26 protein-coding genes and 5 tRNA genes are annotated in these 23,703 nt (G+C 71.7%); 24 read left to right on the top strand and 7 right to left on the bottom strand.

The annotated features are described in order from the left end of the window. Positions 1-120: 120 nt before the first annotated feature. From OIE69_RS13890 to OIE69_RS13845, 10 genes are all read left to right on the top strand, one after another. Complete coding sequence (locus OIE69_RS13890; protein WP_089224988.1) at positions 121-309, top strand: hypothetical protein; 189 nt, start codon at positions 121-123, stop codon at positions 307-309. Positions 310-394: 85 nt separating this feature from the next. Next, positions 395-1,186, top strand: coding sequence for a fumarylacetoacetate hydrolase family protein (locus tag OIE69_RS13885; RefSeq protein ID WP_326572273.1), 792 nt, complete (start codon positions 395-397; stop codon positions 1,184-1,186). Then, positions 1,179-2,663 carry a glutamate--tRNA ligase gene (gene gltX, locus OIE69_RS13880; RefSeq protein WP_326572272.1) on the top strand — a complete coding sequence of 495 codons (1,485 nt, stop codon included), beginning with the start codon at positions 1,179-1,181 and terminating at the stop codon, positions 2,661-2,663. The genes OIE69_RS13885 and gltX overlap by 8 nt, the downstream gene beginning before the upstream one ends. 69 nt (positions 2,664-2,732) lie before the next feature. After that, positions 2,733-3,692, top strand: coding sequence for a pseudouridine synthase (locus tag OIE69_RS13875; protein ID WP_326572271.1), 960 nt, complete (start codon positions 2,733-2,735; stop codon positions 3,690-3,692). Between the two features lie 9 nt (positions 3,693-3,701). Beyond that, positions 3,702-4,421 carry an HAD family hydrolase gene (locus tag OIE69_RS13870; protein WP_326572270.1) on the top strand — a complete coding sequence of 240 codons (720 nt, stop codon included), beginning with the start codon at positions 3,702-3,704 and terminating at the stop codon, positions 4,419-4,421. An 88-nt stretch (positions 4,422-4,509) separates the two neighbouring features. After that, positions 4,510-4,581: transfer RNA gene (locus OIE69_RS13865), tRNA-Gln, on the top strand. 16 nt (positions 4,582-4,597) lie between these two features. Continuing rightward, positions 4,598-4,670: transfer RNA gene (locus tag OIE69_RS13860), tRNA-Glu, on the top strand. Between the two features lie 27 nt (positions 4,671-4,697). After that, positions 4,698-4,770, top strand: a tRNA-Glu gene (locus tag OIE69_RS13855). A gap of 12 nt (positions 4,771-4,782) precedes the next feature. Then, positions 4,783-4,854 (top strand) — tRNA-Gln (locus OIE69_RS13850). An 18-nt stretch (positions 4,855-4,872) separates the two neighbouring features. After that, positions 4,873-4,945 (top strand) — tRNA-Glu (locus OIE69_RS13845). Between the two features lie 78 nt (positions 4,946-5,023). Here OIE69_RS13845 and OIE69_RS13840 read toward each other — a convergent pair. After that, the gene (locus tag OIE69_RS13840) at positions 5,024-5,668 is read right to left on the bottom strand and encodes a MerR family transcriptional regulator (protein WP_326572269.1); all 645 of its coding nucleotides are present in this window, start codon (positions 5,666-5,668) and stop codon (positions 5,024-5,026) included. Between the two features lie 82 nt (positions 5,669-5,750). On the opposite strand from OIE69_RS13840, the gene OIE69_RS13835 reads away from it, so the two are divergent. Further along, on the top strand, positions 5,751-6,251 hold the full coding sequence (locus tag OIE69_RS13835; protein ID WP_326572268.1) for a DUF4188 domain-containing protein: 501 nt from the start codon (positions 5,751-5,753) through the stop codon (positions 6,249-6,251). 16 nt (positions 6,252-6,267) lie between these two features. Here the strand turns inward: OIE69_RS13835 and ndgR are convergent, their stop codons facing one another. After that, positions 6,268-6,984 (bottom strand): IclR family transcriptional regulator NdgR, encoded by a 717-nt coding sequence (gene ndgR / locus OIE69_RS13830; protein WP_089224981.1) that lies wholly within the window; start codon positions 6,982-6,984, stop codon positions 6,268-6,270. Positions 6,985-7,144: 160 nt separating this feature from the next. Between ndgR and leuC the strand changes: the two genes are divergently transcribed. From leuC to OIE69_RS13810, 4 genes are all read left to right on the top strand, one after another. Beyond that, a complete protein-coding gene (leuC, locus tag OIE69_RS13825; protein WP_089224980.1) occupies positions 7,145-8,566 on the top strand; it encodes a 3-isopropylmalate dehydratase large subunit in 1,422 nt (473 codons plus the stop codon). 5 nt (positions 8,567-8,571) lie between these two features. Next, the gene (gene leuD / locus OIE69_RS13820) at positions 8,572-9,165 is read left to right on the top strand and encodes a 3-isopropylmalate dehydratase small subunit (RefSeq protein ID WP_326572267.1); all 594 of its coding nucleotides are present in this window, start codon (positions 8,572-8,574) and stop codon (positions 9,163-9,165) included. 133 nt (positions 9,166-9,298) lie between these two features. Further along, the gene (locus OIE69_RS13815; protein ID WP_018562075.1) at positions 9,299-9,532 is read left to right on the top strand and encodes an SCO5555 family protein; all 234 of its coding nucleotides are present in this window, start codon (positions 9,299-9,301) and stop codon (positions 9,530-9,532) included. Positions 9,533-9,655: 123 nt separating this feature from the next. Continuing rightward, positions 9,656-10,264: an HU family DNA-binding protein gene (locus OIE69_RS13810; protein WP_326572266.1), complete on the top strand. Its 609-nt coding sequence runs from the start codon at positions 9,656-9,658 to the stop codon at positions 10,262-10,264. A gap of 73 nt (positions 10,265-10,337) precedes the next feature. On the opposite strand, the gene OIE69_RS13805 is transcribed toward OIE69_RS13810, so the two are convergent. Continuing rightward, positions 10,338-10,556, bottom strand: coding sequence for a hypothetical protein (locus OIE69_RS13805; protein WP_018562077.1), 219 nt, complete (start codon positions 10,554-10,556; stop codon positions 10,338-10,340). 10 nt (positions 10,557-10,566) lie between these two features. Beyond that, positions 10,567-11,280, bottom strand: coding sequence for a 2-phospho-L-lactate guanylyltransferase (gene cofC, locus OIE69_RS13800; RefSeq protein ID WP_326581133.1), 714 nt, complete (start codon positions 11,278-11,280; stop codon positions 10,567-10,569). Positions 11,281-11,569: 289 nt separating this feature from the next. On the opposite strand from cofC, the gene OIE69_RS13795 reads away from it, so the two are divergent. Genes OIE69_RS13795 through OIE69_RS13785 form a run of 3 tightly spaced genes read left to right on the top strand, consistent with a single transcriptional unit; the run spans position 11,570 to position 14,457 of the window. Next, positions 11,570-12,295 carry a lysophospholipid acyltransferase family protein gene (locus OIE69_RS13795; protein WP_326572265.1) on the top strand — a complete coding sequence of 242 codons (726 nt, stop codon included), beginning with the start codon at positions 11,570-11,572 and terminating at the stop codon, positions 12,293-12,295. Further along, a complete protein-coding gene (locus tag OIE69_RS13790; RefSeq protein WP_326572264.1) occupies positions 12,292-13,293 on the top strand; it encodes an NAD(P)H-dependent glycerol-3-phosphate dehydrogenase in 1,002 nt (333 codons plus the stop codon). Before OIE69_RS13795 ends, OIE69_RS13790 begins: the two co-directional genes overlap by 4 nt. Before the next feature lie 27 nt (positions 13,294-13,320). Continuing rightward, complete coding sequence (locus OIE69_RS13785) at positions 13,321-14,457, top strand: D-alanine--D-alanine ligase family protein (protein ID WP_326572263.1); 1,137 nt, start codon at positions 13,321-13,323, stop codon at positions 14,455-14,457. A 34-nt stretch (positions 14,458-14,491) separates the two neighbouring features. On the opposite strand, the gene OIE69_RS13780 is transcribed toward OIE69_RS13785, so the two are convergent. Both OIE69_RS13780 and OIE69_RS13775 read right to left on the bottom strand, forming a co-directional pair. After that, positions 14,492-14,956, bottom strand: coding sequence for a DUF3515 domain-containing protein (locus OIE69_RS13780; RefSeq protein ID WP_326572262.1), 465 nt, complete (start codon positions 14,954-14,956; stop codon positions 14,492-14,494). 50 nt (positions 14,957-15,006) lie between these two features. Beyond that, entirely contained in the window at positions 15,007-15,240 is a 234-nt protein-coding gene (locus OIE69_RS13775) for an Lrp/AsnC family transcriptional regulator (RefSeq protein ID WP_018562083.1), read from the bottom strand. 155 nt (positions 15,241-15,395) lie between these two features. Between OIE69_RS13775 and OIE69_RS13770 the strand changes: the two genes are divergently transcribed. Together OIE69_RS13770 and thiD are read left to right on the top strand one after the other, a co-directional pair. Next, on the top strand, positions 15,396-16,355 hold the full coding sequence (locus OIE69_RS13770) for a thiamine-phosphate kinase (RefSeq protein ID WP_089224972.1): 960 nt from the start codon (positions 15,396-15,398) through the stop codon (positions 16,353-16,355). A gap of 22 nt (positions 16,356-16,377) precedes the next feature. Next, complete coding sequence (thiD, locus tag OIE69_RS13765; RefSeq protein ID WP_326572261.1) at positions 16,378-17,166, top strand: bifunctional hydroxymethylpyrimidine kinase/phosphomethylpyrimidine kinase; 789 nt, start codon at positions 16,378-16,380, stop codon at positions 17,164-17,166. Positions 17,167-17,300: 134 nt separating this feature from the next. On the opposite strand, the gene rpmB is transcribed toward thiD, so the two are convergent. Further along, on the bottom strand, positions 17,301-17,486 hold the full coding sequence (gene rpmB, locus OIE69_RS13760; protein ID WP_014628431.1) for a 50S ribosomal protein L28: 186 nt from the start codon (positions 17,484-17,486) through the stop codon (positions 17,301-17,303). Positions 17,487-17,756: 270 nt separating this feature from the next. Between rpmB and OIE69_RS13755 the strand changes: the two genes are divergently transcribed. The 4 genes from OIE69_RS13755 (at position 17,757) to OIE69_RS13740 (ending at position 23,674) form a co-directional block, all read left to right on the top strand. Beyond that, positions 17,757-19,454 carry a DAK2 domain-containing protein gene (locus OIE69_RS13755; protein WP_326572260.1) on the top strand — a complete coding sequence of 566 codons (1,698 nt, stop codon included), beginning with the start codon at positions 17,757-17,759 and terminating at the stop codon, positions 19,452-19,454. A 288-nt stretch (positions 19,455-19,742) separates the two neighbouring features. Further along, positions 19,743-20,552, top strand: a complete 810-nt coding sequence (locus OIE69_RS13750) for a calcium-binding protein (RefSeq protein WP_326572259.1) — start codon at positions 19,743-19,745, stop codon at positions 20,550-20,552. 282 nt (positions 20,553-20,834) lie between these two features. Further along, complete coding sequence (recG, locus tag OIE69_RS13745; protein WP_392567500.1) at positions 20,835-23,033, top strand: ATP-dependent DNA helicase RecG; 2,199 nt, start codon at positions 20,835-20,837, stop codon at positions 23,031-23,033. A 95-nt stretch (positions 23,034-23,128) separates the two neighbouring features. Beyond that, positions 23,129-23,674, top strand: coding sequence for a helix-turn-helix domain-containing protein (locus OIE69_RS13740; RefSeq protein ID WP_326572257.1), 546 nt, complete (start codon positions 23,129-23,131; stop codon positions 23,672-23,674). The last annotated feature ends 29 nt before the right edge of the window (positions 23,675-23,703 follow it).

The following is a 23,703-nucleotide window of genomic DNA, read 5'->3' as shown; positions in this document are numbered from 1 at the left end:
GTTGTATTGGGCATCCGGATCGGGGAACAGGCGCCGATAGATTGACGTTTGACACAGCCGTGTATTACGTCAACCGCGCCTTGCGGGGCGCCCGGTACAACACGAGGTTCTGACCGGCCCATGAAGACGACCATGATCATGCGACCCATAGCCAACCCGCGCCGCACCACCCTCGCGCACCTGACGGACGCCGAGGACGCGCGGACCGCAGAGGTCGCGCCGGCCGTCGAGGGCGCGGAGGCCGTCGTGCTGCCCCGCCAGACCGCCAACCCCCGCCGTACCGTCCTGACGGAGCTGCCGACCGCCTGAGGCGCGGCTCGGCGGGCGGGGCCGGGAGCCACCCCCGGGATAACCTGGAGCGTCAGTCTCCGGCCAGTGAGGTGAGCTGCTTCCCGTGCGCATCGCCAGGTTCTCCATCGACGGCAATGTCGCCTTCGGCGTCGTCGAAGGCGACGAGTCCGTCCCGGACGGACTCGTCCTCGACATCATCAAGGGCATCCCGTTCGCCGAGTACGAGCGCTCCGGCACCAAGGTGCCGCTGAGCAAGGTCCGGCTGTTGCCGCCGGTGCTCCCCAGCAAGGTCGTCGCGATCGGCCGGAACTACGCCGAGCACGCCGCCGAGCTGGGCAACGAGGTGCCGGAGGTCCCGGTCGCCTTCTTCAAGCCGTCCACCTCGGTGATCGGCCCCGGCGACCCCATCGTGTACCCCTCCTTCTCGCAGGAGGTGCACCACGAGGCCGAGCTCGCCGTCGTCATCGGCCGGATGTGCCGCGAGGTCCCGCGTGAGCGCGTCGCCGAGGTCGTCCTCGGCTACACCTGCGCCAACGACGTCACCGCGCGGGACGCCCAGAAGGCCGAGAAGCAGTGGGCGAGGGCCAAGGGCTTCGACTCCTCGTGCCCCATCGGCCCCTGGATCGAGACCGGCCTCGACCTCGCCGCCGCGAACGACCTCGCCGTCACCGCGACCGTCAACGGCGAACTCCGCCAGTCCGGCCGCACGAGCCAGATGATCCGCTCCATCGAGGACCTGATCGTCCACATCACCGAGGCCATGACGCTGCTCCCGGGCGACGTCGTCCTCACCGGCACTCCGGCGGGCGTCGGCCCGCTCCACGTCGGCGACGAGGTCGCCGTCTCCATCGAAGGCATCGGCACTCTCACCAACAAGGTGATCAAGCGTGACTAGCGCAGCTCCCGTACGCGTACGTTTCTGCCCCTCGCCGACCGGCAACCCCCACGTGGGCCTGGTCCGCACCGCCCTGTTCAACTGGGCGTTCGCCCGTCACCACCAGGGCACCCTGGTCTTCCGCATCGAGGACACCGACGCCGCCCGCGACTCGGAGGAGTCGTACGAGCAGCTGCTGCAGGCCATGCGCTGGCTCGGCTTCGACTGGGACGAGGGCCCCGAGGTCGGCGGCCCGCACGCGCCGTACCGGCAGTCGCAGCGCATGGACGTCTACAAGGACGTCGCCGCGAAGCTGCTGGAGTCCGGCCACGCGTACAAGTGCTACTGCACCACCGAGGAGCTCGACGAGCGCCGCGAGGCCGCCCGCGCCGCCGGCCGCCCCTCGGGTTACGACGGCCACTGCCGCGACCTGACCGCCGAGCAGGTGGACGCGTACGAGCGCGAGGGCCGCGAGCCCATCGTCCGCTTCCGCATGCCCGACGAGACGATCACCTTCACCGACCTGGTCCGCGGCGAGCTGACCTTCACGCCGGACAACGTGCCCGACTACGGCATCGTCCGGGCCAACGGCGCCCCGCTGTACACGCTGGTCAACCCGGTCGACGACGCGCTGATGGAGATCACGCACGTGCTGCGCGGCGAGGACCTGCTGTCCTCCACCCCGCGGCAGATCGCGCTCTACCGCGCGCTCGCCGAGATCGGCGTCGGCAACGGCACCACCCCGCGCTTCGGCCACCTGCCGTACGTCATGGGCGAGGGCAACAAGAAGCTCTCCAAGCGCGACCCGCAGTCCTCCCTCAACCTCTACCGGGAGCGCGGCTTCCTTCCCGAGGGCCTGCTGAACTACCTGTCGCTGCTGGGCTGGTCGCTCTCCGCCGACCGCGACGTCTTCAGCGTCGAGGAGATGGTGGCCGCCTTCGACATCGACGCGGTCAACGCCAACCCGGCGCGCTTCGACCTGAAGAAGGCCGAGTCGATCAACGGCGACCACATCCGCATGCTGGACGTGAAGACGTTCGTCGAGGCCTGCGGCCCGTGGCTGAAGGCCCCGTTCGCCCCCTGGGCGCCCGAGGCGTTCGACCAGGCCGCCTTCGAGGCGATCGCGCCGCACGCGCAGACCCGTCTGACGGTGCTCTCCGACATCACCGACAACGTCGACTTCCTCTTCCTCGACACGCCGGTGGAGGACGAGGCGTCCTGGCAGAAGGCGATGAAGGACCCGGCCGCCGCCTCGGCGCTGCTGACCACCGCCCGGGAGAACCTGGCGGCCGCCGACTGGAACGCCGAGGCGCTGAAGGACGCCGTGCTCGCCGCCGGCGAGACCCACGGCCTCAAGCTCGGCAAGGCCCAGGCGCCGGTCCGGGTCGCCGTCACCGGCCGCACCGTGGGACTGCCGCTCTTCGAGTCCCTCGAAGTGCTCGGCCGTGAGCGCACCCTGGACCGCGTCGACGCCACCCTGGCGAAACTGGCCGGCTGACCGCGGTACGCCGATCCGCCCCGGGCACTCCGCCAGGAGCCCGGGGCGGCACGCTTCCCGGACCACCTCATGCGCCGCAGGACCCGGCCCCCGATCCCCCCGCTGCCCCAACGCCGCGGGGTCGATCCCGTACGCGTGCGGCTGCCCGGCACCGGGACCTGGGCGACGGTCCGCGACCACCTGGTGGACCGCCTCGGCGCGGCGGTGCCCGCGGAGCGGGTGGACGCCATGTTCGCGGCGGGAGAGGTGCACGGGAGCGACGGCCCGCTCGCCCCTGACGCCGCCTTCCGCCCGGGTGGCCACGTCTGGTTCCACCGGGAGCTGCCGGCGGAGGTCCCGGTGCCCTTCGGGATCGAGGTGCTCCACCGGGACGACCGGCTGCTCGTCGTCGACAAGCCGCACTTCCTCGCCACCATGCCGCGTGGCGCCCATGTCGTCGAGACGGCGCTGAGCCGGCTGCGCCACGACCTCGCCCTGCCCGAGCTCAGCCCGGCCCACCGGCTCGACCGGCTGACGGCGGGCGTGGTGATGTTCGTGATCCGCCCCGAGCTGCGCGGCGCCTACCAGACCATCTTCCGCGACCGGCTGGTGCGCAAGGAGTACGAGGCCGTGGCCCGGCACGACCCCGCCCTGGCGCTGCCGCGCACAGTGGAGAGCCGGATCGTCAAGGAGCGCGGCGACATGGCGGCCCACGAGGTCCCCGGCGAGCCCAACGCCCGCAGCCACGTGGAGCTGATGGAGCACCGCGACGGGCTGGCCCGCTACCGGCTCCGCCCCGAGACCGGCCGCACCCACCAGTTGCGGGTGCACATGAACAGCCTGGGGGTGCCCATCCTCGGCGACCCCGTCTATCCGCACGTCCTGCCGCCGGCCGTGCCCGGCGACTTCACCCGCCCCCTGCGGCTGCTGGCCCGGGTGCTGGAGTTCGACGACCCCGTGACGGGCGACCGGCGCCGTTTCGAGAGCCGCCGGACGGTGTTCACCCGGTGGCCGCCGGGCCCCGGCGCCCCGGACGGAGCACCGGGTTAGAGTCGGCACATGCCGATCCGCGCCGTGCTCTGGGACATCGACGACACGATCTTCGACTACTCGGGTGCCGAGCGGACCGGCGCGCTGCGTCACCTCGAGGCCGAGGGTCTGCTCGGTGAGTTCGGCGGCGAGGAGCGGGCGCTGGGTACCTGGCGCGAGGTGATGGAGACGCACTACGCGCGCTTCCTCACCGGGGAGCTGGACTTCACCGAGCACCGCAGGGAGCGCGTCCGGGCCTTCCTGGGGCCCTCGGTGAGCGACTCCGTGGCCGACGCCTGGTTCGCGGCCTACTACGTGCACTTCGAGGCCGCCTGGTCGGTCTTCCCCGACGTGGTGCCGGCGCTGGACGCCCTCACCCCCGACTACCGGCACGGCCTGCTGTCCAACTCCAGCACGGCCCACCAGGAGCGCAAGCTCACCCGGCTGGGCCTCCGCGACCGCTTCGAGTGCCTGGTGTGCTCGCAGGAACTGGGACACGCCAAGCCCGCCCCGGAGGCCTTCCTGGGCGCGTGCGAGGCCCTGGGGCTGCCTCCGGAGGAGGTCGCCTATGTCGGCGACAAGGCCGACACCGACGCGCGCGGCGCCGACGCGGCGGGCCTGCACGGGGTGTGGCTGGACCGTACGGGTTCCGTCACCGCGCCGGACCTGCGGCGGATCACCGGGCTCGCGGAGCTGCCCGCACTTCTGGCGGCGGATACTCGTTTTGGAGCCCCGTCACCGATCGGGTAATGTTCTTCCTGCGCCGCCCGGGCGGGCCGAAATGGCCGGTACGGGGAGCGCGGCCAAACAAAACCCCCTGCGGGGGGTTGAGTTTTGGTGGGGTATGGTGTAATTGGCAGCACGACTGATTCTGGTTCAGTTAGTCTAGGTTCGAGTCCTGGTACCCCAGCGCAGATTTCTGCAAAGCCCCCGTTGTGTAGCGGCCTAGCACGCTGCCCTCTCAAGGCAGTAGCGCCGGTTCGAATCCGGTCGGGGGTACTGATCTCTCTCGCAGGGATCGCTAGGGCCCCCGTTGTGTAGCGGCCTAGCACGCCGCCCTCTCAAGGCGGTAGCGCCGGTTCGAATCCGGTCGGGGGTACTTGACACACCATGGGGTATGGTGTAATTGGCAGCACGAGTGATTCTGGTTCATTTAGTCTAGGTTCGAGTCCTGGTACCCCAGCGTATTTCCTCAAGGCTTGCCCCCGTTGTGTAGCGGCCTAGCACGCCGCCCTCTCAAGGCGGTAGCGCCGGTTCGAATCCGGTCGGGGGTACATCGAGGAGAGGCCCTCCGCTTCGGCGGGGGGCCTCTTCCGTTTTCCCCGTCCCCTCCCCGTTCCCGGCGTCCGGGCTCACTCAACTCCGAAGCGGCGCCGGGACTCCTCGGCCTCGGCGAGCCGGCGCAGGCTCAGCAGCACCGGCTCGTAGAGCACCGTGAGCGTCACGGCGGCGGCCGCCTGCTCCAGCGGGGTGTCGTAGGTCTCGACCAGATCCAGGTCGTGGACCGCCTGTTGGGCGGCGAGCCGCGCGTACGGGGCCAAGTGCCTTGCGCTGCTGGGGTATCCGAGGCGGGTCAGGGCGGCGACCGCCGTGACGAGCATCCGGTACGCGGGGGAGGGGCCGTACTTCTCGCTGCCGTGGCTCCAGCCGAGTTCGGCCATCAGCCCGTCCACCTCGCGGCGGGCCGTCCCGGTCGCCGGGTCGTCCTCGTCCGGCTCCGGTCCGTGCGGCAGGACGAAGGTGGCGGCGCCGAGCCGCATGTGCTGGTTGAGCGACTCGTCCTCCACCGCGGCGAGCACCTCGCGGGCGGTGGCCACCGGCACCTTGCCGACCTGGATCAGCGCCCGGACGAACCGCAGCCGGCGCAGGTGCTCCTCCCCGTACTCGGACTGCGTGGCCGTGACGCGACGGCCCGGCGGGAGCAGGCCCTCGCGCAGGTAGTACTTGATCGTGGCCGTGGCCACGCCGCTGCGTTCGCTCAGCTCCGCCAGTCGCATTCCCTTGCGCCCTCCATTGGATAGTGGCACTATCTAAGCATGGATAGCGTCACTATCCAACACGACCGACAGGGGGCTCCTCATGTCCGCGCAGGTGATTCCGGGCCGCAACACCGCCGCCGCCGAGGGCGGCATCGTCGTGTTCCTCATCGGGATGCGGATCAACCGCTTCCTGGCACTCGGCAGCTGGCTCCCGGTGTTCCGCGCCATGCCGCGCATGCTGCGCGAGCTGTCGCGGGACGACGGGAGCGGGTTCCTGGGGTACCGGCTGCTGTTCGGCGGGCCCCGGGTGATCTACGTCGTCCAGTACTGGAAGTCCACGGAGCAGCTCTTCGCGTACGCCTCCCAGCAGGACAAGCAGCACCGGCCCGCGTGGGCGGCGTTCAACCGCCGCGCGCGGGCCGGCAAGGGCAGGGTGGGCTTCTGGCACGAGACATACGCCGCGCCGGCGGGCGCCTACGAGTCCGTCTACGTCGACATGCCCGCCTTCGGGCTGGGCGCCGCGACGGGCGTCGTCCCGGTGGGACGCCGCGGTGAGACGGCGGCGCAGCGGCTGAAGACGGGCGAGGAGCGGGCGGCCTGAGGCCGGCGCTCCGGGCTCAGCCGCTGCGGCGCAGCGCCTCGGACAGGCGGCCGGCGGCGTCCACGACGGCCTGGGCGTGCATGCGCCCGGGGTGCCGGGTGAGCCGCTCGATCGGACCGGAGACGGACACCGCCGCCACCACGCGGTTGGACGGGCCGCGCACCGGGGCCGAGACGGAGGCCACACCCGGTTCGCGCTCGCCGATCGACTGGGCCCAGCCGCGGCGCCGTACGCCGGAGAGCGCGGTGGCGGTGAAGCGGGCTCCCTGCAGCCCGCGGTGGAGCCGCTCCGGCTCCTCCCAGGCGAGCAGGACCTGGGCGGCGGAACCGGCCTTCATCGGCAGCGTCGAGCCGACCGGGACGGTGTCCCGCAGTCCGGACAGCCGCTCGGCGGCGGCCACGCAGATGCGCATGTCGCCCTGGCGGCGATAGAGCTGGGCGCTCTCGCCGGTCACGTCGCGCAGATGCGTGAGCACCGGCCCGGCGGTGGCCAGCAGGCGGTCCTCGCCCGCCGCGGCGGCCAGTTCGGACAGTCGCGGGCCGAGGATGAAGCGCCCCTGCATGTCGCGGGCCACCATCCGGTGGTGCTCCAGGGCGACGGCGAGGCGGTGCGCGGTGGGGCGGGCGAGGCCCGTGGCGCCCACGAGACCGGCCAGGGTGGCCGGGCCGGACTCCAGTGCGCTGAGCACCAGAGCCGCCTTGTCGAGAACGCCGACGCCACTACTGTTGTCCATGCAACGATACTCGCGTCTCACTCTGTGAAACGCAAGTTCAATTTTCCGGCGGACGCGGCACGCTGGAATGCACAGGCCGCTGCGGCCACTCCCCACAAGGGCGCGGACACGCAGGGCAACGACGAACAGGCCGGCAGAGCGGCCGGTCGGAGGGAATGCGATGGCAAGGACACTCGCGGAAAAGGTCTGGGAGGATCACGTCGTACGGCGCGCCGAGGGCGAGCCCGACCTCCTCTTCATCGACCTGCACCTGCTCCACGAGGTCACCAGCCCGCAGGCCTTCGACGGTCTGCGGATGAACGGCCGCCCGGTGCGCCGGCTGGACCTCACCATCGCGACCGAGGACCACAACACCCCCACCCTCGACATCGACAAGCCGATCGCCGACCCGGTCTCGCGCACGCAGCTGGAGACGCTGCGCAAGAACTGCGCCGAGTTCGGGGTGCGGCTGCACCCGCTGGGCGACGTCGAGCAGGGAGTCGTGCACGTCGTCGGTCCGCAGCTGGGCCTGACCCAGCCGGGCATGACGGTCGTCTGCGGCGACAGCCACACCTCGACCCACGGCGCCTTCGGCGCGCTGGCGTTCGGCATCGGCACCAGCCAGGTCGAGCACGTGCTGGCCACCCAGACCCTGCCGCTCGCCCCGTTCAAGACCATGGCGATCACCGTCGACGGCGAGCTGCCCGGCGGCGTCACCGCCAAGGACCTGATCCTGGCGATCATCGCCAGGATCGGCACCGGCGGCGGCCAGGGCTACGTCATCGAGTACCGCGGCTCGGCCATCGAGAAGCTCTCGATGGAGGCCCGGATGACCATCTGCAACATGTCGATCGAGGCGGGCGCCCGGGCCGGCATGATCGCCCCCGACCGGACCACCTTCGACTACCTGCAGGGCCGTCCGCACGCCCCGCAGGGCGAGGACTGGGACGCCGCGGTCGCGTACTGGAAGACCCTCAGGACCGACGAGGACGCCGTCTTCGACCACGAGGTCGTCATCGACGCCGCCTCGCTGTCCCCGTTCGTCACCTGGGGCACCAACCCCGGCCAGGGCGCCCCGCTGAGCGCCTCCGTGCCGGACCCGGCCGGCTTCGAGGACCCCAGTGACCGCCTGGCCGCCGAGAAGGCCCTGGAGTACATGGCCCTGGAGCCCGGTACGCCGCTGCGCGAGGTGAAGGTCGACACCGTCTTCGTCGGCTCCTGCACCAACGGCCGCATCGAGGATCTGCGGTCCGCCGCCTCCGTCGTCAAGGGCCGCAGGATCGCCGACGGCGTGCGGATGCTGGTCGTGCCCGGCTCGGTCCGGGTCGCGCTGCAGGCCGTGGAGGAGGGCCTGGACAAGGTCTTCAAGGAGGCGGGTGCCGAGTGGCGGCACGCGGGCTGCTCGATGTGCCTGGGCATGAACCCCGACCAACTGGCCCCCGGTGAGCGCTCCGCGTCCACCTCCAACCGCAACTTCGAGGGACGGCAGGGCAAGGGCGGCCGCACCCACCTGGTGTCGCCGCAGGTCGCGGCCGCGACCGCGGTCACCGGCCGACTCTCGTCCCCCGCCGATCTGCCCGGCGCAGCCGTCCTGGAGGCCTGAGAACGATGGAAGCTTTCACCACGCACACCGGCCGCGCCGTCCCGCTGCGCCGCAGCAACGCCGACACGGACCAGATCATCCCGGCCCACTGGCTGAAGAAGGTCACCCGCAACGGCTTCGAGGACGGCCTGTTCGAGGCCTGGCGCAAGGACCCCGAGTTCGTGCTCAACCGGCCCGAGCGCCAGGGGGCGACCGTTCTGGTCGCCGGCCCGGACTTCGGCACCGGCTCCTCCCGCGAGCACGCGGTGTGGGCCCTGCAGAACTACGGTTTCAAGGCCGTCATCTCCTCCCGCTACGCCGATATCTTCCGGGGCAACTCGTTGAAGAACGGCCTGCTCACCGTGATCCTGCCGCAGGAGACGGTCGAGGAGCTCTGGCAGCTGACCGAGGCCGACCCGACGGTCGAGATCACCGTCGACCTGGAGGCCCGGGAGGTCCGCGCCGAGGGGATCACCGCCCCCTTCGAACTGGACGACAACGCCCGCTGGCGGCTGCTCAACGGCCTGGACGACATCAGCCTCACCTTGCAGAACGAGGCCGACATCGCCGCCTACGAGGCCGAGCGCCCCTCCTACAAGCCGCAGACCCTGCCCGTCTGAGAGGCCCGGCGGCCCCCGCGGCCGCCCGCCCGCCCACCTCCGCAGCGCCCCCCGCCCCCACCGGGCGGGGGGCGCTGCGGCGTGTTCGGCTCCACACCTCGTGACAACTCACCGCAGATGACACAATCGGCACATGGAACACGATGGCCAACTCGAGCTGTACGGGTTCCTCGCTGCCAGGTTGAAGCAGGCCCACACCCGGGTGGCGGGTCTGCAAGTGCCGGAGGACGTCAGGATGCAGTTGACCCGGCGGCTGCTCGTCATCACCGCTGCCGCGAAGCATGATCTCGCTGGTGCGGCAAGGCGTCTGGAGGAACTGATGAAGGACCTCGACGAAGGCCGATTCCCCGATCAAAGGTCTTCCTGAGCCCCGAGTTCGTTGCGGCACAAGGGTGATTCGCCCGTTTCGTATTTGATTTGCGGTATATATCCGCCTAGCGTGCGAAAAAGCCCGAACTTCATCGCCGGGCAAGTTTCCGAAGGGGAAGACGTGAACAAGGCGCAGCTCGTTGAAGCGATTGCCGACAAGCTCGGCGGCCGTCAGCAGGCCGCGGACGCGGTCGACGCCGTCCTGGACGCGATCGTCCGCGCGACGGTGAGCGGGGACCGGGTCTCGGTCACCGGCTTCGGCTCGTTCGAGAAGGTGGAGCGTCCCGCCCGTTACGCCCGCAACCCCCAGACCGGGGAGCGGGTCCGGGTCAAGAAGACCTCCGTCCCGCGCTTCCGCGCCGGTCAGGGCTTCAAGGACCTGGTCAGCGGGTCGAAGAAGCTCCCCAAGGCCGGAGAGGTCTCCGTCAAGAAGGCGCCCAAGGGCAGCCTGAGCGGTGGCGTCACCGCCAAGGCCACGACCAAGAAGGCCGCCGCGAAGAAGACCACGGCGAAGAAGGCCGCCACCAAGGCCGCCGCGGCCAAGAAGACCACCGCCGCCAAGACCACGGCCAAGAAGGCCACCGCGGCAAAGGCGACGACGGCGAAGAAGGCGACCGCCAAGAAGACCGCGGCGAAGAAGGCGACCGCCAAGAAGACCGCCCCGGCCAAGAAGGCGCCCGCCAAGTCGGCGGCCCGGAAGACCGCCACCAAGCGGACCGCGAAGCGGTAACGATTCCGCGGCCCCGCACACGCCGACGGGCCGGACACCCCTGAATCAGGGTGTCCGGCCCGTCGGCGTGTGCTCAGGCCCCCGGGTCGGGGAAGGTCTGCAGCGTCACGAACACCACCCGGCGCCCGTCCCCGCTGCCCTCGGTGCGGATGCGCACCCGCTGCCCGGGCCGCAGCAGCCGCAAGCCCCCCGCGTCGAACGCCGCCGCGTCGAACGGCAGCGGCGTCCCGTCGTCCAGCAGCACGCTGCCGGCGCGGGTCTCGGGGTCGTAGGTGTACGCGGTGGCCTGCATGGGCCTCAGCCTATCGGGCACCGCCGCCCGGGGCCGGTGCGCCCGCGGCCGGGCAGCCGGCGGGCCCGGGCCCCGCGGCCCCGTCCCGCGGAGCCGCCCGAAGTGCGGGCCGCAGCAGCGCCCGCGTGTGCGGCCCGACCCCCAGCAGCAGGGCGGCGGCCAGGTCCTCTCCCGTATCCACGTCCCGGCGTACGGAGTCCACGTCCGGCAGGGCGATCTCATGGGCGCCGGAGGCCCGGTGGCGGGCCCGCGAGGGCCCCCCGAAGGCCGGCGCGAGGGTGGTCCCGGCGGTGGCCGCCAGCAGCGTGGTGCCGATTCCGGCCGCGTCGGCCAGAAACGACCGTCCTGGGCGCCGTGCGGCCGCGCGGAGCACCGCGGCCAGTTCGAGGGGCCGCAAGGCCGGGAGATCGGCGTTCACGGCCGCCACGGCCGCCGTGGGGTGACGCCGCAGAACCGTGTCGGCGCCGTGCCGCAGCGCCGCGTTGAGGCCGGCCGCCGGGGAGTCCGCCTCGACGCGCGCCCCGAGGGCCGCCAGCACGGACCCGGCGAGCGGGTCATCGGTGACGACCGTCACATTTCGTACCGCCTCGCAGGCGAGCGCGGCGGCCACCGTGTCCTGCGCGAAGGCCAGCGCCAGCCCCGGCCGCACGGGGCCGACGGCCTCCGCGAGGCGGCTCTTGGCGGCGGACAGCGGCTTCAGCGGGACGACGAGCGTCCATTCCACGGGTGGCGACACCGAACTATTGTGCTCGGGTCCCCCGGGGCCGCCGCCACCCTGCCCCAACCCCCCTTCCCGGCGGCCCGCCTCCGGGTGCACGATCTCCCTGGTGCGTGCCCGGGCCTCCTGGTCCCGGTGCTTCCGCCGGGGCGTACCCCGAGGGCCTTTCGCCCTGGCGTTACGGTGGCCCTACCGGCGACACTTGTGCGGCCGCACCGGCCGTACGGTGCCGCCGACCGCAGCAGGCCGCGATCCGGTGACCCCCGGGTCGGCGGCGGAACGAGGAGGAGTTCTGGTGTCCCGCCGCAGAATCGGCTTCTGGTACCGGCTCGCAGCCGTCATCGCCAAACCGCCGCTTGTCGTTCTCTTCAAGCGGGACTGGCGCGGAATGGAGCACATTCCGGGCCAGGGCGGATTCATCACGGCGGTCAACCACAACTCGTACCTCGACCCGCTGTCGTACGCGCATTTCCAGTACAACACCGGGCGGGTCCCGCGCTTCCTGGCGAAGGCGCCGCTGTTCAAGCCCGCCTTCGTCGGCGCCATACTGCGCGGCACCGGCCAGATCCCCGTCTACCGCGAGAGCACCGACGCCGCCAACGCCTTCCGGGCCGCGGTGGACGCCATCAACTCCGGCGAGTGCGTCGCCTTCTACCCGGAGGGCACGCTGACCCGCGACCCCGAGATGTGGCCGATGGTGGGCAAGACCGGCGTGGCACGGGTCGCGCTGATGACCAAGGCCCCCGTGATCCCGGTCGCCCAGTGGGGCGCCAACGAGGTCATGCCGCCGTACGCCACGGACAAGAAGCTCCGCCTCTTCCCGCGCAGGACCCTGCGGGTCGTCGCCGGGCCGCCGGTGGACCTCTCGGCCTTCTACGGGCAGGAGGCCAACGCCGAGGTGCTCAGGGACGCCACCGACACCATCATGGCCGCGGTCAGCGAGCTGCTGGGCGAACTGCGCGGCCAGACCCCGCCCGCCGAGCGCTTCGACCCTCGCAAGCAGAAGGGGAACACCAAGTGACGACGCGCTGCGCGGTCTACGGAGCGGGCTCCTGGGGAACCGCCTTCGCGATGGTGCTCGCCGACGCGGGCGCCCAGGTGACCATGTGGGGCCGCCGCCCCGAGGTGGTCGAGGCGGTCAACAACACGCGCACCAACCCGTACTACCTCCCCGGGACCGAGCTGCCCGCGACGATCACCGCCACCACCGACCCCGCCGAGGCGGCCCGGGACGCGGAGTTCGTGATCCTCTCCGTACCGTCGCAGACGCTCCGCGGCAACCTGGCCGAGTGGCAGTCGCTGCTGCCCCGCGACTCGGTGCTGGTCAGCCTGATGAAGGGCGTCGAACTCGGCACGGCCAAGCGGATGAGCGAGGTCATCGAGGAGGTCGCCAAGGCGGGCCCGGAGCGCGTCGCCGTGCTGTCCGGCCCCAACCTGGCCAAGGAGATCGCCGCACGGCAGCCCGCCGCCAGCGTCGTCGCCTGCCGCGACGAGGCCGTCGCCAAGCGGCTGCAGGCCGCCAGCCACACCGCGTACTTCCGGCCGTACACCAACACCGACGTCGTCGGCTGCGAACTCGGCGGCGCGGTGAAGAACGTGATCGGCCTGGCGGTCGGCATCGCCGACGGCATGGGCCTGGGCGACAACACCAAGGGCTCGCTGATCACGCGCGGACTGGCGGAGACCACCCGGCTCGGCATCGCGCTCGGCGCCGACCCGCTGACCTTCTCCGGTCTGGCGGGACTGGGCGACCTCGTCGCGACCTGCTCCTCGCCGCTGTCGCGCAACCACACCTTCGGCTTCAACCTGGGCAAGGGCATGACGCTGCAGGAGACCATCGCCGTCACCCGGCAGACCGCCGAGGGCGTCAAGTCCTGCGAGTCGGTGCTCGACCTCGCCCGCCGGCACGGTGTCGACATGCCCATCACCGAGACCGTCGTCGACATCGTGCACAACGGCAAGCAGCCGGTCGTCGCGGTCAAGGAGCTGATGTCGCGCTCCGCCAAGTCGGAACGCTGACGTCCGGAACGGTAAGGTCAACGCGACATGAGCATTCAGCCTTCTTCCCGCAAGCCGCGCGTCGCCGTCGTCTTCGGCGGACGCAGCTCCGAGCACGCCATCTCGGTCGTCACCGCAGGCGCCGTACTGAGCGCGATCGACCGCGACAAGTACGACGTTCTGCCGATCGGGATCACCACCGACGGCCGTTGGGCGCTCACCGCCGACGACCCGTCCCGGATGGCGATCGCCGACCGCGCGCTGCCGAGCGTCGAGGAGCTCGCCGAGTCCTCCGACGGCTCGGTGATGCTGCCGGTGGACCCGGCCAGCCGCGAGGTCGTCTACAGCGAGCCCGGCTCGGTGCCCAAGGCGCTGGGCGACGTCGACGTCGTCTTCCCCATGCTGCACGGCCCCTACGGCGAGGACGGCACTCTCCAGGGACTGCTGGAGCTCTCCGGTGTGCCCTACGTCGGCTCCGGAGTGCTCGCCTCGGCCGTCGGCATGGACAAGGAGTACATGAAGCGGGTCTTCATCTCCTTCGGTCTGCCGGTCGGCCCGTACGTGGTGATCCGCCCCCGCGACTGGGAGAACGACCCCGCCGCGGCCCGGAAGACGGTCGTGGACTTCGCGGCCGACCACGGCTGGCCGGTCTTCGTCAAGCCCGCACGCGCCGGGTCCTCGATGGGCATCAGCAAGGTCAACGACCTCGCCGGCCTGGACGAGGCGATCGAGGAGGCCCGCCGGCACGACCCCAAGGTGCTGGTGGAGTCGCTGCTGCGGGGCCGCGAGATCGAATGCGGCGTCCTGGAGTTCGAGGACGGCCCGCGCGCCTCCGTCCCCGCGGAGATCCCGCCGGTCACGGCACACGACTTCTACGACTTCGAGGCGAAGTACATCGACTCCGCCGAGGGCGTCGTCCCCGCCCCGCTGACCCCGGAGCAGACCGCCGAGGTGCAGCGGCTCGCCGTGGCCGCCTTCGACGCGGCCTCCTGCGAGGGCCTGGTCCGCGCGGACTTCTTCCTGCAGGACGACGGCGAGTTCGTGATCAACGAGATCAACACGATGCCCGGCTTCACGCCGATCTCCATGTACCCGCGCATGTGGCAGGAGAGCGGCGTCGGCTACGCGGAACTGGTGGACCGGCTGATCCAGGCCGCGCTGCGGCGCCCCACCGGCCTGCGCTGAGCCGCGAACGGCGAGGAGCGGTGCCCCGGGCCCGTCAGAGCTCGGAGGGGATCGTCGTCTTCACGGCGTGCCCGAGGTCGGTCAGCGGATTGACCTCGGGCTTGTAGCGGGCGGGTACCGTCACCTCGACGAAGGCCTTGCGGCCGGTCGTCGTGAAGCGGTAGCCGTCGCCGGCCTGCTCGATGAGCCAGCTCACGCCGTTGACCTCCACCGCCTCGGCGGTGGGGTTGTACACCGGGTTGCCCGGGGTCAGCATCTCGGGTCGCGGCACGCCGCAGCGCAGCACCACCGTAGGATCCCCCCATCCGGCGGTGAGGTCGGAGGCGGGGCTCACCGACCGCTTCGACAGGCCGTCGACCTTCCCCGGCAGCGCGTCGTGGAGGGCGCCGCACATCCGGGCGGCGGAGGCGGAGGGCGACGGCACGGCGACCCCGCCCGCGGCAGTACCGGAGGCGGAAATCCAGACCGCCGCCGCGGACAGGCACGCGACGGCGGACACGGAGACTAGCGCTACCCGGCGGTACATCACCCGCCGAGCCTACAGGGGGCCTACAGATGGACGACCGGACAGGTCAGGGTGCGGGTGATCCCCTCCACCTGCTGCACCTTCGCCACCACGAGGCGCCCCAAGTCGTCGACCGTGTCGGCCTGGGCACGCACGATCACGTCGTACGGGCCGGTGACGTCCTCGGCCTGGATGACCCCCGAAATCTTGGAGATCACCTCAGCTACTGCCGAGGCCTTTCCTACCTCGGTCTGGATCAGAATGTACGCCTGTACCACGGAACCTCCAGGGCGGCTACGAGGATCATGTGGGAGGGAACGTCACGGTACCGCGTCGCCGCATGCCGCGGGGAGACCCGCGCGGTACCGGCCGTGCCGAAGCCGCCGCACAAGGGCACACAGAAGGGGACCGGCCAGGTGAAGGGGACAGTCAGATGAAGGGCACCGTGGGCGAACTGGGGGAGTTCGGGCTCATCAGGGAGTTGACCGCCCGGCTCACATCCAGCCCCGCCGTCCGGCTCGGACCGGGTGACGACGCCGCCGTGGTCGCCGCCCCGGACCGGCGGGTGGTGGCCACCACCGACGCGCTCGTGGAGGGGCGGCACTTCCGCCGCGACTGGTCCACCGCCTACGACGTGGGCCGCAAGGCCGCCGCGCAGAACCTCGCGGACATCGCCGCCATGGGCGCCGTGCCGACCGCCGTGCTGCTCGCCCTGGTCGTCCCGGCCGACCTGCCGGTGACCTGGCCGGTCGAGCTGATGGACGGCATCCGGGACGAGTGCCAGGTGGCCGGCGCGGCCGTGGTCGGCGGCGACGTCGTCCGCGGTGACACGATCATGGTCTCCATCACCGCACTGGGCGACCTCCGCGACCGCGAACCCATCACCCGATCCGGTGCCCGTCCCGGCGACGTCGTCGCCGTCACCGGCTGGCTGGGCTGGTCCGCGGCGGGACTCGCCGTCCTCTCCCGGGGGTTCCGCTCCCCGCGCGCCTTCGTCGAGGCCCACCGCCGCCCCGAACCGCCGTACCACGCGGGTCCCGCCGCCGCGGAACTCGGCGCGACGGCCATGACGGACGTGAGCGACGGGCTCGTCGCCGACCTCGGCCACATCGCCGCCGCGAGCGGCGTGGCCATAGACCTGTCCTCCGCGGACATCGACATCCCGGCGCAGATGGCCGACATCGGGCAGGCCGTCGGGGTCGACCCGTTGCACTGGGTGCTGACCGGGGGTGAGGACCACGCGATAGTCGCCGCCTTCCCCCCGGACACGAAGCTGCCCGCCCGCTGGCGGGTCATCGGCCGGGTGGTGAAGGCCACCACGGCGCCCCAGGTCACCGTTGACGGCGCCCCCTGGGACAAGGCGGGCGGCTGGGACCACTTCGGGGCCGAGTGACGGCGCCGACTAGATTCGCCGTATGACGATCCCACCACGCGTGCTCACCGTCGCCGGCTCCGACTCCGGCGGCGGCGCGGGCATCCAGGCCGACCTGAAGACCATGCTCGCCCTCGGCGTCCACGGGATGAGCGTGGTCACGGCCGTCACGGCGCAGAACTCGCTGGGCGTCCAGGGCGCCTGGGAACTCCCGGTGGAGGCCGTACGGGCCCAGTTCCACAGTGTCGTGGACGACATCGGCGTCCAGGCGGTCAAGACCGGGATGCTCTCCTCGGCCGGGCTCGTCACCGCCGTCGCCGAACTCCTCGCCCCGCTCGACGTCCCCGTGGTCGTCGACCCCGTCGGCGTCTCCAAGCACGGCGACCCGCTGCTCGCCGCCGACGCCGTCGAGGTCGTCCGGACGCGGCTGCTGCCGCTGGCCACCGTCGCCACTCCCAACCTGGACGAAGTGCGCCAGATCACAGGAGTCGTCGTGGACGGCGAGCCGGCCATGCGCGAGGCCGCGGCGGCCGTCCTCAAGTGCGGCCCCCGCTGGGTCCTGATCAAGGGCGGCCACCTGAGCGGCGACGCCGTCGACCTGCTCACCGACGGCGGCAGCGAGCACTGGCTGCGCGCCCCGCGCCATGACAACCGCCACACCCACGGCACCGGCTGCACCCTGGCGTCCGCCGTCGCCTCGTTCCTGGCGCGGGGGATGGACGTCCCCGAGGCGGCCCACGCCGCCAAGGAGTACGTCACCGGAGCCATCGGGGCGGGGTTCCCGCTGGGCGGCGGCATCGGCCCCGTGGACCACGCCTGGCGGCTGCGCTGACGAAGGCCGGCGGATCCCGCCGATTGCGGTGGGATCCCATGTGATCCGGCGGGAAAGCACACCAGAAAGCCGGTCCACCACAAGGGTGGACCGGCTCAAGTAGCCGCAAAGGCTGCGCTACGACGTCCTATGCGTCAGCGCGCGACCTTGCCGGCCTTGATGCACGAGGTGCAGACGTTGAGGCGCTTCGGCGTCCGACCGACCACAGCACGCACCGTCTGGATGTTGGGGTTCCAACGACGGCGGGTACGGCGGTGCGAGTGCGAGATGTTGTTGCCGAAGCCCGGCCCCTTGCCGCAGACGTCGCAGTTGGCAGCCACGGGTCACTCCAAAGACTTCAGATGCACTAACGGATAAATCCCGGCGGCGACCGGCATCCGTCCAAGTGCATGAAGGAAGAGCCGGTGGTGCCGAGGGACGGCCCGGGACAGCCCCGGGCAACCGGAGCAGCATACTACGTCCGCTCCTGTCCCTCGAAATTACCATGGTCAGCGGTACGGGGCGGTCGCCCGGAGGGCCCCGGCCCTCAGTACGCTGCGTGCGGACACCTCCCCACCCCAGGTCCCCGGCCGCCCCCGCAGGAGGAACACGTGCCGCCGACGCTCGACCCTCCCGCGGTCCGCGCATGGTGCCGGCTGTCCCTCCAGGCGCTCGGGCGGGCACGCGAGGAGATCGACGCGATCAACGTCTACCCCGTCGCCGACGGGGACACCGGAACGAACCTCTTCCTGACCGTGGAGTCCGCCGCCCAGTCCGTGGACGCGGTCTTCGAGGGCCACGCCGCCTCGGGCGGCACCCCGGACCTCACCTCGTGCCTGCGCTCCATGGCGCACGGCGCGCTCATCGGGGCGCGCGGCAACTCCGGGACGATCCTGGCCCAACTGCTGCGCGGCATGGCCGAGGTCCTCACCGAGGACGCCGGCGACCTGCGGCCCGCCCTGCGCAGGGCGGCGGAGTTCGCGTACCAGGCGGTGGCGCACCCGGTCGAGGGCACGATGCTGACCGTCGCCACGGCGGCCGCGGAGGCCGCCTCCGTGGTGAACGGCGACGTCCACGAGGTCTCCCGGGCCGCGTACGAGGCGGCGCGCCTCGCGCTGGCGGCGACCCCGGGGCAACTGGCCGTCCTCGGCGACGCAGGGGTCGTCGACGCCGGCGGCCGCGGCCTGGTGGCCGTCCTGGGTGCCCTCGCGGACGCGGTCTCCGGCCAGGCCCCCATGGGCCCGCTCGACGACGTCCTGCGGGTCCCGCTGCCCCGGAGCGCGTCCCAGGTCGTGCCGTACGGCTGCGCGACCGGCGAGGACGGCACGGAGGGCGGCGACCCCCACGCGGTGCCCGGCGGGCCGGACTTCGAGGTGATCTACCTCCTGGAGGCGCCCGACCGCGCCGTACCGGCGCTGCGCACACGGCTGGACCGGCTCGGCGACTCCCTGGTGGTCGTCGGCGGGGACGGGCTGTGGAACGTCCACGTCCACGTCGACGACGTGGGCGCCGCCATCGAGGCCGGGATCGAGGCCGGACGGCCGTACCGCATCAAGGTCACGCACTTCGGCGACCAGGCGCGGGCGCTGGAGCGGGGCCGCCGCGGGACGAGCGGCCCGCACGGGGCGGGCGAGCGGGGCGAGCGCGCGCTGCGCGCCGTCGTCGCCGTGGTGCGCGGCGACGGCCTCGCCGGACTCTGCGTCCAGGCCGGCGCCACCGTGGTCGCCGTACGGCCCGGGGAGCCGCCCGCGAGCGGCGACATCGCCGAGGCCATCCGCCGCGCGCACGCCGACGAGGTCGTCCTGCTGCCCAACGAGGTCGAACTGCGCCACGCGGTGGGCGCCGCGGCCGAGCAGGCGCGCGCGGAGGGCGTCCGCGTGGCCCTCATCCCCACCCGGTCCGCGGTCCAGGGCATCGCCGCTCTCGCCGTCCACGAGCCCACCCGGCGCTTCGACGAGGACGTCGTCGCCATGACCTCCGCGGCCGGCGCCACCCGCTACGCCGAGCTCGCCGTCGCGGAGGCCCGGTCCTGGACCATGGCCGGCGTCTGCCAGGCGGGGGACGTCCTCGGCCTCATCGACGGGGACGTCGCGGTGATCGGCGGCAACCTCGTGGAGACCGGGATCATCGTCCTGGACCGCATGCTCGCGGCGGGCGGGGAGATGGTCACGCTCGTCATCGGGGCCCACGCGCCCGCGGATCTCGCGGACCGGCTCGAGGCGCACGTCCGCGACAGCCACCTCGCGGTCGACACGGTCGTCTACCACGGCGGCCAGGAGACGTGCCCCCTCCTGATCGGCGTCGAATAGCCCCGCCGGGCAAGTCGACGATTTCGCGGAGTGGGCGGCCGCGGTCCAGTCCGGCCGTGATTTCACCGCGAATTAACCGGCTCGCCATCTGCCGGTCCCACCGTCGCCACCTGCGATTATGTCGACGTCAATTGGTCCTGCCGCGCACGTATGTACGTCACACTAATGTGTTTCCGAACCGTGAATGCCGCCCGTACGATGCTTCAACCATTCATGATTCCTGCCGGGGGGAAACGCGGCGGGGTCACATCGATGTGGGGGCTCATACACATGCGCATTCGCGCCACAGTGGCAGCCGTTTCGGGCGCCCTGGCTCTGTCCGCACTGGCCGTGCCGGCCGCTCACGCCGACGGCAAGGCACATGGTTTCTCCTTCCCGTCCGCCACCAAGCGGACGGTCACCCCGGCCGACGACGCGGACGGTGACACCACCCTCTCGAGCGTCGTCGTCAACGCCGGGAAGCCCGTCGTGCTCGGCACGACCAGCAAGCTGACCGTCAAGGTCACGCTGACCGCCAACGACCCGGCGGGCATCTACGACGCCGACGCGCTGCTCTACCACGGCACGTATCCCAACGCCGTCGACGGCGCGGAGACGTCCGTCAAGACGTGCGGAGCGCGGAACGCAGCGACGTACACCTGCACACTCACCTACAGCTTCACGTCGAAGGAAACCGTCTACAAGAACGGACTGGCGGGCACCTGGAAGGTCGCCGCCTACGCGGTCGGACAGGACGGCGACTTCGTCGAGAAGGAGGCGATCAAGACCTTCAAGGTCCTGCGCACCTCGAAGGTGACGGTCAACGCCGCTCCGGAGCCGGTGAAGAAGGGCAAGACGATCACGGTCACCGGCTCCTTGACCGTCGCGAACTGGGACACCCTGAAGTACGGCGGCTACGCGAGCCAGAAGGTCGCGCTGCAGTTCCGCAAGGCGGGCACGACCAACTACGTGAACGTCAAGGGCATCACGTCGAGCAAGACGGGCTCGCTGAAGACCACGGTCAAGGCAGCCCAGGACGGCTACTACCGCTTCAGCTTCATCGGTTCGCCGACCGCCGCCGCGTCCACCGTCGCCGGCGACTACATCGACGTCAGGTAACCACCGCGCCGCACACCACGGCAGCCGGACTCCCGCCTCGCGGGGTCCGGCTGCCGCGCGTGCGGGAGGAATCCACGAGCGGGACGGTCCATGGTGCCCCGTCGTCCGGAGCCGCGCCGGCGCGGTCGACCGCCGCCCTCGCCGGCCGTCGTGATCCCGTTCACGTATCGATCGACGGCCGGCGGGAATGCGGAGGCGATCCGAGGCCGGCCGCCGGCACAACGGCGCCGCAGGTGACGCACAGGCACCACATTGTCCGCGGGGTGCGCAAAGATGGACGCGATGTCTGCTGCCCTTGACGAACCGCTCGCAAAATCCGTCGGCGGCCGCACCGCAAAGGTGTTCGCCGACCACCTCGACCTGCGCACGGTCGGTGACCTGCTGCACCACTACCCGCGCCGCTACGCCGAACGCGGCGAGCTGACCCGCCTGTCCGACCTTCCGCTCGACGAGCACGTCACCGTCGTCGCCCGCGTCGCCAAGGCGACGAAGAAGACGTACGGCCCGGGCAAGGCGCGCCTGGAGGTGGTCGTCACGGACGGCAGCGGCTCGCTCACCCTGGTCTTCTTCGGCCGGGGGGTGTTCAAGCCCGAGCACGACCTCCTCCCGGGCCGGCGCGGCATGTTCGCCGGCAAGGTCTCCGTGTTCAACCGGGCCCTGCAGTTGGCGCATCCTGAGTACCAGTTGCTGGACGCCGAGGACGGCAAGGAGGCGGTGGACGCCTTCGCGGGCCGGCTGATCCCGATCTACCCGGCGTGCAAGCAGGTCAACTCGTGGACGATCGCCAAGACCGTGGACACGGTGCTGACCTCCCTGGGGGCCACGCAGTGGTCCGGCACGGGTGAGCCGCTGCCCGCAGCGCTGCGGGAGTCGCGCGGGCTCACGGCGCTGCCGGAGGCGCTGGAGAAGATCCACCGGCCGCGGTCCAAGGCGGACATCATGATCGCCAAGGAGCGCCTCAAGTGGGACGAGGCGTTCGTGCTGCAGGTGGCCCTCGCGCGGCGCCGTGCCGCGGACGACGCGCTGCCCGCCGTGCCGCGTGCGCCGGCGGAGGACGGCCTGCTGACGGCCTTCGACGCGCGGCTGCCGTTCACGCTCACCGAGGGCCAGCAGAAGGTGTCGGCGGAGATCTTCGCGGACCTGGCGACGGACCACCCGATGCACCGGCTGCTGCAGGGCGAGGTGGGTTCCGGCAAGACGATGGTGGCGCTGCGCGCCATGCTCGGGGTGGTCGACGCGGGCGGCCAGGCCGCGATGCTCGCGCCCACGGAGGTGCTGGCGCAGCAGCACCACCGGTCGATCACGGAGATGATGGGCGACCTCGCCGAGGGCGGCATGCTCGGCGGCTCGGACCTGGGCACGAAGATCGTGCTGCTGACGGGTTCCATGGGGGCCGCCGCCCGCCGCCGGGCGCTGCTGGACCTGGTGACCGGCGAGGCCGGGATCGTCGTGGGCACGCACGCGCTGATCGAGGACAAGGTGCAGTTCCACGACCTGGGTCTGGTCGTGGTGGACGAGCAGCACCGCTTCGGTGTCGAGCAGCGCGACGCGCTGCGGGGCAAGGCCAAGCAGCCGCCGCACCTGCTGGTGATGACGGCGACGCCGATTCCGCGGACCGTGGCGATGACGGTCTTCGGCGACCTGGAGACCTCCGTGCTGGACCAGTTGCCGGCGGGCCGTTCGCCGATCGCCACGCACGTCGTGCCCGCCAAGGACAAGCCGCACTTCCTCTCGCGCGCCTGGGAGCGGGTGCGCGAGGAGGCCGAGAACGGGCACCAGGCGTACGTGGTGTGCCCGCGGATCGGCGACTCGGACGATGAAGCGGACGCGCCGAAGAAGAAGTCCGCGGAGGACGAGGCGGAGCGGCGGCCGCCGCTGGCCGTGCTGGAGACAGCCGAGCAGCTCGTCAAGGGGCCGCTGGCGGGGCTGCGGGTGGAGGTGCTGCACGGGCGGATGCAGCCGGAGGCGAAGGACGACGTGATGCGCCGCTTCGCCGCGGGCGAGGTCGACGTCCTGGTGGCGACCACGGTGATCGAGGTCGGCGTCAACGTGCCGAACGCCACCGCCATGGTGATCCTGGACGCGGACCGCTTCGGCGTCTCGCAGCTGCACCAGTTGCGCGGCCGGGTCGGCCGCGGTTCGGCGGCGGGTCTGTGCCTGCTGGTGTCCGAGATGCCGGAGGCGACCTCGGCCCGCGCCCGGCTGGACGCCGTGGCCGGGACGCTGGACGGCTTCGAGTTGTCCCGCATCGACCTGGAACAGCGGCGTGAGGGCGACGTGCTGGGGCAGGCCCAGTCCGGGACGCGCTCGTCGCTGCGCATGCTGACGGTGATCGACGACGAGGACGTGATCGCGGCCGCCCGCGAGGAGGCCACCTCGCTGGTCGCCGCGGATCCCGAACTGGCGGGCCAGCCGGACCTGCGCAGCGCGCTGGAGAGCCTGGTGGACGCGGACCGCGAGCAGTATCTCGACAAGGGCTGACGGACCGTCATTGTCAGTGCCCCCTGGGAGAATGGACACAGTCCGCGCCGATCCGCTCGGGAATCGGCGTAGTTGGACCTTTGGGGGCTGATTTCATGTCGTTCCGTCATCTCAACGAACTGCCGCTCGGTGAGAAGGTCTTCCGGATCGAGCTCTCCAGCGACGACGACACCACCGTCACCCTGACCCTGGCCGGCTGGTCCGAGGACGACCCGGACACCCTCCTCGCCTCCGGCACGCTCACGCTGCCGCTGACCGACGTCCCGTCCCTGCGCATCGCCCTCAACCGCGCCCTTCGCGCCCTCGCGCTCGTGGCCGACGTGTCCGAGCCCATCCCCGACCGCGACGTGCTGCGCGAACTGTTCCCGGGGCACGGCGCGCCCTGGGTGCCGCAGCACGAGGAGGAACTGCTCCGCCGGTTCCACGACGGCGAGTCCATCGCCCGCATAGCCGCGCGCTTCGGCCGCACGCCCGACTCCGTCCGGACGAAGCTGCGTGAGCTCGGTCACGACCCGCGCCGCCCCGAGCACTGCCCGCCCGACGGCTGCCTGTCCTGGTCGCGCTACGCCTCGCCGGCGCTCGTGGGGGGCGTGGCGGGGTCCCCCCTGCCGGAGGCCGGGGGCGAGCAGGGCCGGGACTGACCTACGTATCGTGGGGGAGCGGCGCCGCG

Source organism: Actinacidiphila glaucinigra, assembly GCF_035918135.1.
GTDB lineage: Bacteria > Actinomycetota > Actinomycetes > Streptomycetales > Streptomycetaceae > Actinacidiphila > Actinacidiphila glaucinigra.
Note: the sequence above shows the minus strand (reverse complement) of the source record. Positions and strands in the feature narration are given on the sequence as shown.

Bases quoted from the DNA above. Each gene is read 5' to 3' on its own strand.
- thiD (WP_326572261.1), top strand. From the start codon at position 16,378: ATGACGATCCCACCACGCGTGCTCACCGTCGCCGGCTCCGACTCCGGC.
- OIE69_RS13870 (WP_326572270.1), top strand. From the start codon at position 3,702: ATGCCGATCCGCGCCGTGCTCTGGGACATCGACGACACGATCTTCGAC.
- OIE69_RS13785 (WP_326572263.1), top strand. From the start codon at position 13,321: ATGAGCATTCAGCCTTCTTCCCGCAAGCCGCGCGTCGCCGTCGTCTTC.
- OIE69_RS13835 (WP_326572268.1), top strand. From the start codon at position 5,751: ATGTCCGCGCAGGTGATTCCGGGCCGCAACACCGCCGCCGCCGAGGGC.
- OIE69_RS13815 (WP_018562075.1), top strand. From the start codon at position 9,299: ATGGAACACGATGGCCAACTCGAGCTGTACGGGTTCCTCGCTGCCAGG.
- OIE69_RS13740 (WP_326572257.1), top strand. From the start codon at position 23,129: ATGTCGTTCCGTCATCTCAACGAACTGCCGCTCGGTGAGAAGGTCTTC.
- OIE69_RS13805 (WP_018562077.1), bottom strand. From the start codon at position 10,556: ATGCAGGCCACCGCGTACACCTACGACCCCGAGACCCGCGCCGGCAGC.
- OIE69_RS13890 (WP_089224988.1), top strand. From the start codon at position 121: ATGAAGACGACCATGATCATGCGACCCATAGCCAACCCGCGCCGCACC.
- recG (WP_392567500.1), top strand. From the start codon at position 20,835: ATGTCTGCTGCCCTTGACGAACCGCTCGCAAAATCCGTCGGCGGCCGC.
- ndgR (WP_089224981.1), bottom strand. From the start codon at position 6,984: ATGGACAACAGTAGTGGCGTCGGCGTTCTCGACAAGGCGGCTCTGGTG.
- leuD (WP_326572267.1), top strand. From the start codon at position 8,572: ATGGAAGCTTTCACCACGCACACCGGCCGCGCCGTCCCGCTGCGCCGC.
- leuC (WP_089224980.1), top strand. From the start codon at position 7,145: ATGGCAAGGACACTCGCGGAAAAGGTCTGGGAGGATCACGTCGTACGG.
- OIE69_RS13840 (WP_326572269.1), bottom strand. From the start codon at position 5,668: ATGCGACTGGCGGAGCTGAGCGAACGCAGCGGCGTGGCCACGGCCACG.
- OIE69_RS13770 (WP_089224972.1), top strand. From the start codon at position 15,396: ATGAAGGGCACCGTGGGCGAACTGGGGGAGTTCGGGCTCATCAGGGAG.
- OIE69_RS13875 (WP_326572271.1), top strand. From the start codon at position 2,733: ATGCGCCGCAGGACCCGGCCCCCGATCCCCCCGCTGCCCCAACGCCGC.